Source organism: Aeromonas sp., from assembly GCF_050633025.1.
Taxonomy (GTDB): domain Bacteria; phylum Pseudomonadota; class Gammaproteobacteria; order Enterobacterales; family Aeromonadaceae; genus Aeromonas.
This window is the reverse complement of sequence record NZ_JBODRQ010000152.1, coordinates 1-7,156: the sequence shown is the minus strand read 5'-3', so window position 1 is coordinate 7,156 and position 7,156 is coordinate 1. Positions and strand designations below refer to the sequence as shown.

Annotated in this window: 7 protein-coding genes and 1 pseudogene; 6 read left to right on the top strand and 2 right to left on the bottom strand. The window is 61.1% G+C overall.

Going from position 1 to position 7,156, the window contains the following annotated elements; translation table 11 throughout:
- Positions 1-24: 24 nt before the first annotated feature.
- Both ispE and lolB read right to left on the bottom strand, forming a co-directional pair.
- Positions 25-895: pseudogene (gene ispE, locus ACRAUW_RS15715) on the bottom strand (4-(cytidine 5'-diphospho)-2-C-methyl-D-erythritol kinase).
- Complete coding sequence (gene lolB, locus ACRAUW_RS15710; protein ID WP_429011333.1) at positions 895-1,473, bottom strand: lipoprotein insertase outer membrane protein LolB; 579 nt, start codon at positions 1,471-1,473, stop codon at positions 895-897. Before lolB ends, ispE begins: the two are co-directional and overlap by 1 nt.
- A gap of 126 nt (positions 1,474-1,599) precedes the next feature.
- On the opposite strand from lolB, the gene hemA reads away from it, so the two are divergent.
- From hemA to kdsA, 6 genes are all read left to right on the top strand, one after another.
- The gene (gene hemA / locus ACRAUW_RS15705) at positions 1,600-2,859 is read left to right on the top strand and encodes a glutamyl-tRNA reductase (RefSeq protein ID WP_431363031.1); all 1,260 of its coding nucleotides are present in this window, start codon (positions 1,600-1,602) and stop codon (positions 2,857-2,859) included.
- 51 nt (positions 2,860-2,910) lie between these two features.
- A complete protein-coding gene (gene prfA, locus ACRAUW_RS15700) occupies positions 2,911-3,999 on the top strand; it encodes a peptide chain release factor 1 (RefSeq protein WP_431363030.1) in 1,089 nt (362 codons plus the stop codon).
- Positions 4,000-4,060: 61 nt separating this feature from the next.
- The gene (gene prmC, locus ACRAUW_RS15695; protein WP_431363029.1) at positions 4,061-4,900 is read left to right on the top strand and encodes a peptide chain release factor N(5)-glutamine methyltransferase; all 840 of its coding nucleotides are present in this window, start codon (positions 4,061-4,063) and stop codon (positions 4,898-4,900) included.
- Positions 4,901-4,956: 56 nt separating this feature from the next.
- A complete protein-coding gene (locus ACRAUW_RS15690; RefSeq protein WP_431363028.1) occupies positions 4,957-5,340 on the top strand; it encodes a SirB2 family protein in 384 nt (127 codons plus the stop codon).
- A 12-nt stretch (positions 5,341-5,352) separates the two neighbouring features.
- Complete coding sequence (locus ACRAUW_RS15685; RefSeq protein WP_431363027.1) at positions 5,353-6,153, top strand: SirB1 family protein; 801 nt, start codon at positions 5,353-5,355, stop codon at positions 6,151-6,153.
- A 97-nt stretch (positions 6,154-6,250) separates the two neighbouring features.
- A complete protein-coding gene (gene kdsA / locus ACRAUW_RS15680) occupies positions 6,251-7,105 on the top strand; it encodes a 3-deoxy-8-phosphooctulonate synthase (RefSeq protein ID WP_005334937.1) in 855 nt (284 codons plus the stop codon).
- Positions 7,106-7,156: the final 51 nt, after the last annotated feature.

The window sequence follows — 7,156 nt, the reverse complement described above, 5'->3', positions numbered from 1 at the left end:
ATGGCGAGATCAAAACCCGCTGCCTTACCGCTTGGCGATACCCCAATCATTTGAACTGTTGCAATGTGGAGAAGAGAGGTGATATGTTCTCGCCCTTGGCGACAAACCCATCAAGTCCCTTCGGCACGCAAGCCAACACTTCCCGAGCAGTCACTTCGTCTTCAAATTGAGCAAAGACGCAGGCTCCTGTGCCCGTCATTCTTGACGGCGCATATTCTAGCAACCAGCCGAGCGCATTGGCAACCTCGGGGTGGCGCTTTTTCACCAGTGATTCGCAATCGTTTTTCCACTCGCCTTCCAGCAGGTTGTGCAAAGCCATCTTCGGAGTGGCTCTGGGCAGGTCCGGATCCTGGAATACGGCCGCTGTCGCTACATGGCAATCGGGCTTGAGTACCAGATACCAGGCATCGGGCAGTTCGACCGGTTGCAGCCGCTCGCCCACCCCTTCGGCAAAGGCAGCCCGGCCACGGACAAATACCGGTACATCCGCTCCCAACTGGACGCCGAGCGCAGCCAGTTCATCTTCACTCAAACCCGCTTGCCAGAGGTGGTTAAGCGCCACCAGCGTGGTCGCTGCATCGGACGAACCGCCGCCGATGCCGCCCCCCATGGGCAGCACTTTCTCCAGCCGGATATGGGCACCTTGCGGGCTCGGCAGCCTTGCCTGCAGCAGGCGGGCGGCACGGATGATGAGGTTCTGCTCATCCGGTACCCCGGGAATGGCCGGGCTCAGGGTGAGTGTGTCGCTATTCGGTATCACCTCAAACTCGAGCCAGTCGCTGTGGTTGAGGAAGATAAACAGGGTCTGCAGCTCGTGATAGCCATCGGGACGACGGCCATTGACGTGTAGAAACAGGTTGAGTTTGGCCGGTGCCGGCCAGCGTGTGGAAGCCATTAACGTGCAAGAGTCCATTGGTTGATCTGAAGCTTGAGGCGGCTGTTCTGGCCGGTCATGGTCAGCTGGTGTGGCAGGCGGTAGCCATCCTGATCCCGATAATCGCCATAGACGATCTGCCACTGGCCGTCGCGCACGCTGGCCAGACTGCTGTCGGGGTTGAGTTCAAACTCCGCCTGACCCGGCAGCCCCTTGATCCACTCTGGCAATCCCGCAACCGGAATATTCCAGCCGGTCAGTTGATAGATGAGCGCTTCGGCATCCTGGCTCTGGTGGCGATTGCCGTCGCTGTCGAGCAGGGTGATCTCCCCTTTGCTGCGGGAGAGCTCCAGAATACTGGTGCCAATCAGGCTGGTGAGGTTGAGGCGATAATCCTCCCCATCCTGCTGCCAGTTGAGACGGGCGCTGCCCTTTTGCTGTGGCGTGATGATGGCCATCTTGCCGGATAGCTGCCAATGGGTCAGCTGCTCGAGACGGGTCCGCTCCTGGTTCCAGTTCACCTGGTCACGCTGGGGCTGGGTGGTGGCACAACCGGCCAGCAATAGCAGGCAGGTGAAAGTAAAAATACGTAGCAGCAAGAGACGGCTCCAGAGAGAGGAATTTGCCACAGTATACGGGGCGGCCGTATTGCTTTTAAAGACTTACCCTTTCTCGTACAATTGGCAGCCTTTGCACCCAGCGTATGAAATGATCGTCGCCCACTCATGAGTTTGCTTGCCCTCGGAATCAACCACAACACCGCCAGTGTCGCCTTGCGGGAACGGGTCGCCTTTGGCCCGGACTGCATCGATCGCGCCTTGCGTGAGCTGGTGAGCCAACCCGGTGTCAGCGAGGCGGTGATCGTCTCCACCTGCAACCGGACCGAACTCTATTGCAATCTTGAGGAGGAGCGGCAGGAGCAAGTGCTGCGCTGGCTGCAGCAGTTCCACGGGCTGGACGCGGCCGAACTGGTCACTGCCATCTATCAGCATCACGATGAAGAGGCGGTGCGCCACCTGATGCGGGTGGCGTGCGGGCTCGACTCGCTGGTGCTGGGGGAGCCGCAGATCCTGGGGCAGATCAAGCAATCCTACGCCCATGCCCAGCAGGCGGAGTCGGTGAAGGGGGCGCTGGAGCGGCTGTTCCAGAGATCCTTCTCGGTGGCCAAACGGGTGCGTACCGATACCGAGATTGGCGCGAGTGCCGTGTCGGTGGCCTTTGCTGCCGTCAGCCTGGGTCGGCGGATCTTCTCCGATCTCTCCCAGACCAAGGTGCTGCTGGTCGGGGCGGGGGAGACCATTGAACTGGTTGCCCGTCATCTGCGCGAGCAGAACGTCACCAAGATGATGGTGGCTAACCGCACCCTGCAGCGTGCCCAGACCCTGGCAGCCGAATTCGGTGCCCAGGTGATGACGCTCGAAGAGATCCCCGACTATCTGCACGAGGCGGATATTGTCATCAGCTCTACCGCCAGCCCACTGCCCATCATCGGCAAGGGGATGGTGGAGCGAGCGCTGAAGGCCCGCCGCTTCAAGCCCATGTTTCTGGTGGATATTGCCGTGCCGCGCGACATCGAAGCCGAAGTCGATGAGCTCTCCGATGCCTATCTCTACACGGTGGATGATTTGCAGGGGATCATCGAGCAGAACCTCGAAACCCGTAAGCGGGCTGCTGCACAGGCGGAAGTGATCGTGCAGGAAGAGCGGGACGCGTTTATGGGCTGGTATCGCGGCCAGAGCTCGGTCGACCTCATTCGCGATTACCGCCATCAGTCCCAGCAAGTGGCTGATGAAGAGTTGCAACGGGCCCTGCTGGCATTGGCGCAGGGCGAGAGTGCCGAACAGGCGCTCAAGGCGATGGCCCATCGCCTCACCAACAAATTGATCCACGCGCCGACCCAGGCGTTGCGCCAGGCTGCCTCCCAGGGGGATCAGAGCGAGCTCTCCCGCTTGCGGCAGGCGCTGGGGTTGTCACAAGAGCCATAATTTTCGGGCAACCTGCCGGTTGTCCCGTCCTCCATTGAGAATGCAAGAGTTATGAATCCGTCACTGATCAGAAAGCTGGAAGGCCTCATCGAGCGCCACGAAGAAGTACAGGCCATGCTCGGCGAGCCGGATGTGGTCTCGGATCAGGATCGCTACCGCGCCCTGACCCGCGAATATGCCCAGCTGGAAGATATCGTTCACGCCTTCCAGCGTTACCGTCAGGCGCAGGATGATCTTGAGACCACCCAGATGATGCTGGAGGAGGAGGATGCCGACCTGCGCGAGATGGCGCAGGAGGAGCTGCCGCTCGCCAAGGCCAATCTGGAGGCGCTGGAGCAGGAGCTGCAACTGATGTTGCTGCCCAAGGATCCCAAGGATGACAACAACTGCTATCTGGAGATCCGTGCCGGTGCCGGTGGCGACGAAGCGGCCATCTTTGCCGGTGACCTGTTCCGCATGTATTCACGGTTTGCCGAGCGTCAGGGCTGGCGCGTCTCCATCGTCAGCTGCAATGACGGTGAATACGGTGGCTACAAGGAGGTGATCGCCAAGATCGACGGCGAGCGCGTCTATGGTCGCCTCAAGTTTGAATCCGGTGGTCACCGGGTGCAGCGGGTGCCGGAGACCGAATCTCAGGGCCGGGTGCACACCTCCGCCTGTACCGTCGCCGTGCTGCCGGAAGTGCCGGAAGCCGAGCAGATCGAGATCAACCCTTCCGATCTGAAGATCGACACCTTCCGCGCCTCCGGTGCCGGTGGTCAGCACGTCAACAAGACCGACTCGGCCATCCGCATCACCCACCTGCCGACCGGGCTGGTGGTGGAGTGTCAGGACGAGCGCTCCCAGCACAAGAACCGCGCCAAGGCGATGTCGGTGCTCTCCGCCCGCCTGCAAGCGGCCGAGGATGAGCGCCATCGCGCCGCCGAGCAGAGCACCCGCCGCAATCTGGTGGGCTCCGGCGATCGCTCCGAGCGCATCCGTACCTACAACTACCCGCAGGGCCGCCTCTCCGAGCACCGCATCAACCTGACCCTCTATCGCCTCTCCGAAATTTTGGAAGGGGATCTGGACTGCGTCATCACCCCGCTGATGCAGGAGTATCAGGCCGATCAGCTCGCCTCGCTGGCCGAGAACAACTGATGCAAATGGTGATCCGGCAAGCTCGCATTAAGTGTGGTGCCCATAAGGTGGAGTGGCACTGATGCAGATCCAGCAGGCCCGCGCCCATATCATTACTGTGTTGGCTGAGGGGGAGTCCCCCCGCGCCGACGCCGATGTACTGCTCTGCCATCTGCTCGGGTGTCGGCGCAGTTATCTGATGACCTGGCCAGAGCGTGAGCTGGATGCCGCCCAGCAGGCCACCCTGCAGGGGTGGCTGGTCCGTCGTCTCAATGGCGAACCCATCGCCCATCTGGTGGGCGAGCGGGAGTTCTGGTCACTGCCGCTGAAAGTGAGCCCGGCGACCCTGATCCCGCGCCCCGATACCGAGGTGCTGGTCGAGCAGGCGCTGACCAAAATCCCGCTAGGGCCCTGCGCCGTGCTGGATCTGGGCACCGGCACCGGCGCTATCGCGCTGGCGCTCAAGTCCGAGCGGCCCGAGGTCGATGTATGGGCGGTGGATCGGATGGCGGATGCCGCGGCGCTGGCCCGCGAGAATAGCGCGGCGCTAGGGTTGCCCATCGAGGTGCGTGATGGCAGCTGGTTTGCTCCGCTCGATGAGCAGGCACCCCGCTTTGCGGTGATTGTCTCCAATCCTCCCTATATTGATGGCGCCGATCCCCATCTCGAGCAGGGAGACGTGCGCTTTGAACCTCGCTCGGCGCTGGTTGCCGATGACGCCGGGCTGGCCGATATCCGCCACATCGTGGCCCACGCCCCCACTTATCTGCTGTCTGACGGCTGGTTGCTGCTGGAGCATGGCTGGGATCAGGGGGAGGCGGTGCGTCAGTTGCTGCGCGATGGCGGCTACCGCGAGGTAGCCACGGTGCGCGATTACGGGGATAACGACAGGGTGACGCTGGGCCTCTGCCCGCTGCGCTGACGGTTCCTCACTGTTACACGGCGGGTTGCCTGTACGCCCCCATGCAAGGATTGAATATGGTTTTTGTGCTCAAACACCTGCACCTCACCCTGATTGCCGGGGCCGTGCTGATGTTTATACTCCGCTTCTACTGGGTACAGACCGCCACTGGCCGAGCCTACAGTGCGCCGGTGATGAAGGTCAGCGGCTGGCTCAACGGTCTGGTGGTGCTCTCCGGCGTATTGCTCTGCATGGTGCTGGATCTCAACCCGCTCAATAACGGAACGCCCTGGCTCAGCGAGAAGCTGATGGCCATTCTGGTGCTGGTATTTCTGGCGGCGATGGCGCTGCGGCTGGCCAAAAGCAATCTGGTGCGCTGGTGCTCCTTTCTGGGGGCGCTCGGCTGGATCTACTTTATTGCCAAGTTGGCAGTGCTCAAACAGACGAGTGTGTTCGGCTAAGGCATCAAGAGAATGTTACACATAGACGAATGGACCGATTTCGAAGCCCACGACATCACCGAGCTGGCGTTGTCAGTCAGCGATGAGATTCATGGCTCGGTCGAGGAGGGGATCCGCGAGCTGGCCCTGCTGGACGAGTGGCTGGACGAACAGATCGAAGAGGGCACCTGCGACGAGGTGCGCCAGCAGTTGCTGCAGGGCTTCTACCACAGCCTCGGTTTTCATGGCGACTGGCAGGACTACTTCTCTGCCAACAACTGCGACCTCAATCAGGTGCTGGTTCAGCGCAAGGGCATCCCGGTCAGCCTCGGCATTCTCATTATCCAGCTGGGGCGCAAGCTCGGGCTCGATGTGGAGGGGATCTGCTTCCCCGGTCACTTCCTGGTGAGCTTTGCCGGTGGCGAGGGGGAGGTCTATGTCGACCCCTTTACCGGCGACGAGCTGAGTCTGGCCCGCATCGAGCTGCTGCTGCGCGGTGCGTTGGGGGACTTGGCGACCCTCACTCCCGACTACCTGCAGCCCTCCGGCCAGTGGGAGATCATCGAACGGCTGCTCAACGTCAGCAAGGGCGCCCTGCTGCGGGAAGATCGCATGCCCGAGGCGCTGCGTTGCAGCGAGCTGTTGCTGCGGATGAAGCCAGGCGATCCGCTGGAGACGCGGGATCGCGGCTTTATCTACGAGCAGCTCGATTGCCCGCGCCAGGCCGCCGACGATTTTGAATATTTTATTGAACAATGCCCGGACGATCCGGTGGCCGATGTGCTGAAAGTGCAGCTGGCCGCGCTGGATCTGAGCCCCAAGCCCCTCCATTAAGGGCGGTTTGAAACTGAAACAGAAGAATATCAAGGCCGCTGCGTCCGGTCGCAACAGAGTAACTAGGCTTCAGGCCCTTTTATTAAGGATGTCTTAGATGGAACAGAAGAATATCAAGATCAACCAGATCGACGTTGCCAACGACAAACCGTTCGTGCTGTTTGGCGGCATGAACGTGCTGGAATCCCGCGACATGGCGATGGCGGTGTGCGAGAAGTACGTGGAAGTGACCAGCAAGCTGGGCATCCCGTTTGTCTTCAAGGCGAGCTGGGACAAGGCCAACCGCTCCTCCATCCACTCCTACCGCGGTCCGGGTCTGGAAGAGGGAATGAAGATCTTCCAGGAGCTGAAAGCGACCTTCGGCATGCCGGTCATCTCCGATCTGCACGAACCCCATCAGGCCAAGCCGGTCGCCGAGGTGGTTGACGTTATCCAGCTGCCCGCTTTCCTGGCACGCCAGACCGATCTGGTGGAAGCCATGGCCCGCACCGGCAACGTTATCAACATCAAGAAGCCGCAGTTCCTGAGCCCAAGCCAGATGAAGAACATCACCGACAAGTTTGAGGAGTGCGGCAACGACCAGCTGATCCTCTGTGAGCGCGGTGCCAATTTCGGCTACGACAACCTGGTGGTGGACATGCTGGGGCTGGGGGTGATGAAGAAGAGCACCGGTGGCTATCCGGTGATCTTTGACGTGACCCACTCCCTGCAGTGCCGTGACCCGCTGGGTGCGGCCTCCGGTGGTCGTCGCGAGCAGGTGACCGAGCTGGCGCGCGCCGGTATGGCAGTCGGTTTGGCCGGTCTCTTTATCGAATCCCACCCGGATCCGAAAATTGCCCGCTGTGATGGCCCGAGCGCCCTGCCGCTGGAGAAGCTGGAAGGCTTCCTCAAACAGATGAAGGCTATCGATGACCTGATCAAGGGCTTCGAACCTCTCGATACCTCGGCCTGATCCCGACGCTGTCATGCCTGATGAAAATGCCCCGCAATGCGGGGCATTTTT

Coding starts and splice junctions, on each gene's coding strand:
- prfA (WP_431363030.1), top strand. CDS start 2,911: ATGAATCCGTCACTGATCAGAAAGCTGGAAGGCCTCATCGAGCGCCAC.
- ACRAUW_RS15685 (WP_431363027.1), top strand. CDS start 5,353: ATGTTACACATAGACGAATGGACCGATTTCGAAGCCCACGACATCACC.
- hemA (WP_431363031.1), top strand. CDS start 1,600: ATGAGTTTGCTTGCCCTCGGAATCAACCACAACACCGCCAGTGTCGCC.
- ACRAUW_RS15690 (WP_431363028.1), top strand. CDS start 4,957: ATGGTTTTTGTGCTCAAACACCTGCACCTCACCCTGATTGCCGGGGCC.
- kdsA (WP_005334937.1), top strand. CDS start 6,251: ATGGAACAGAAGAATATCAAGATCAACCAGATCGACGTTGCCAACGAC.
- prmC (WP_431363029.1), top strand. CDS start 4,061: ATGCAGATCCAGCAGGCCCGCGCCCATATCATTACTGTGTTGGCTGAG.